Annotated in this window: 1 protein-coding gene and 1 pseudogene; both read left to right on the top strand. The window is 41.5% G+C overall.

Translation table 11 applies throughout. From position 1 onward, the window contains the following. Positions 1-493: pseudogene (locus AC1DPZ_RS25925) on the top strand (DUF5009 domain-containing protein); the annotation flags it as partial. 263 nt (positions 494-756) lie between these two features. Continuing rightward, on the top strand, positions 757-2,151 hold a 1,395-nt coding region (locus tag AC1DPZ_RS25920), incomplete at its 3' end, for a glycoside hydrolase domain-containing protein (RefSeq protein ID WP_477408930.1).

Genomic DNA, 2,151 nt, shown 5'->3' with positions numbered 1-2,151 from the left:
GAATGTAATCGGCGGGTTTTTAGCAGGCGCATTTATCCAGCGAAAAGGAAAAAACTATGAAACTGTTGCTAAGCTGTTCATGTACGGCGGCTTGCTTATTGTTGCGGCTTTGTTTTTGGGCCAGTTTTTCCCGATAGCCAAAAAGCTATGGACGAGTACTTTTTCTTTACTCACCATCGGTATCGATCTGGCCATCCTGGGCCTGCTGATATTTGCTATCGAGATAGAAAAAGTAAAACGAGGCACCAATTTCTTTCTTATCCTTGGCCGTAACTCACTGGCTATCTACCTGCTGTCGGAATTACTGCTTACCGTTTTACAAACCGTATGGGTAGGCCCCAAATTAAGTTTTTACGATTGGATAAACCAGGTATTTTACCAGCGAGTGTTCCCCGGCGCATTTGGCACACTGGTATTTGCCATTTGTTATATGATGCTTTGCTGGCTGGTAGCTTATGTATTGGATAAGAGGAAGATATATATTAAAATATAATAATGTTGAAGGTATTAGGGTCTTATTGGAGAATGGTATTATACGTAGATAAAGTGTCTATTCTACCGTCATTGCGAGGTACGAAGCAATCCCGAACTTTACAGGGCTGGCCTGCAAATCTGCTTAGCACATCGGGGATTGCTTCGTACCTCGCAATGACGGGTGGTTTGTTTAACTTTAAACAGCTTTGTAAGTCTTTCTTTGCTTTAACAGTTATTTTAATCCTACTAAAGTCTTCCGCCTCCGCCCAACACACAAACCACTTGCAATATGTAAATCCATTTATTGGCACTGCAAAAAGCGATGTGTTTACCTTATGGGGAAGCGAAGGCGGCACATATCCGGGAGCAGTTGCGCCATCGGGTTTTATACAGTTGAGCCCCGAAACAAGGGTTGCCATGGGATATAATTATAACGACAGCAGCATTTATTACTTCAGCTGTTTAAGGCACATGAGTGGCTTTCCCGGGGGTTCTTCAGGCCTGTTCTATATTATGCCGGTGAATTCGGGGTCAGAATTTGAGGCCGGTAAATACAGCAGGAAGTTTTCTCATATCAATGAAACGGCAAGCCCCGGATATTATAAAGTAATTTTTGACGACGACCACACAATTACCGAAGCAACAACAACAGCAAGAACCGGGATATTCCGTTTCACGTTTGCCGCGGAAATTACCCCTGAAGTATTTATTGCCGGCGATATCACAATAATTTCTAAGAGGAAATTGCATGCTTCAATGGGGAATACCGTTATCAATTTCACCGAAGATTATATATCCAAAAAACAGGTTAAAGGCGGCTGGATATTTATTTTTGAATCAGCTAAAGCAAGTAATAAGGTTATCGGACTTAAATTGAGCACTTCGTTCGTTAGTTATGCAAGCGCTCAAAACAATATCGATAAAGAAATTGGCGCTTTAACCTTTAACCAGGTACACAAAAAAACAAGGGAGAACTGGTTTAAAAAACTGGCTGTTGTTGATGTAAAAGATAGTAATGAGCAAAATAAAACTGTTTTTTATACTGCCCTTTATCATTCACTTTTACTGCCCTGGTTTATTGACGATGCGGATGGCCGATATAAAGGCGAAGATGGTAAAATTCACCAAAAAACAGGCGCAAATCAATATGGTGCTTTCTCTCCATGGGATACCTTCCGCTCTCTGCACCCTTTTCTTACACTGCTTTACCCGGATAAACAAAAAGATGTGGTTTTATCTATGCTGGATATATACAAACAAACCGGCCACCTGCCTACCGAATCGATGACAGGTAACCATGCCATCTCGATTATTGTGGATGCCTATTTAAAAGGAGTTACGGGTTTTGATAAACAATTGGCCTATACAGCCATGAAAAAAAGCATCATTGAGCCGCCTTTTATCCAGTCGGATATGGAGATCTATCAAAAAAACGGGTATATCCCTTTTACCCGATCAGAATCTGTTACCCGTACCGTTGAATACGCTTATGACGACTGGGCCTTATCCCAGTTTGCCAACAACATCATCCACAATGATAAAGACTACCAGCTTCTGTTAAACCGCAGCTATAGCTACAGGAACCTCCTGAACAACGATGAATTGCTATTATTACCCCGTAACAACAATGAGTTTAAACTACAGCCGGGTATGTCTGGCTATAAAGAAGGCGATAAG

It is taken from the genome of Mucilaginibacter sp. P4_G9 (assembly GCF_056400985.1).
Note: the sequence above shows the minus strand (reverse complement) of the source record. Positions and strands in the feature narration are given on the sequence as shown.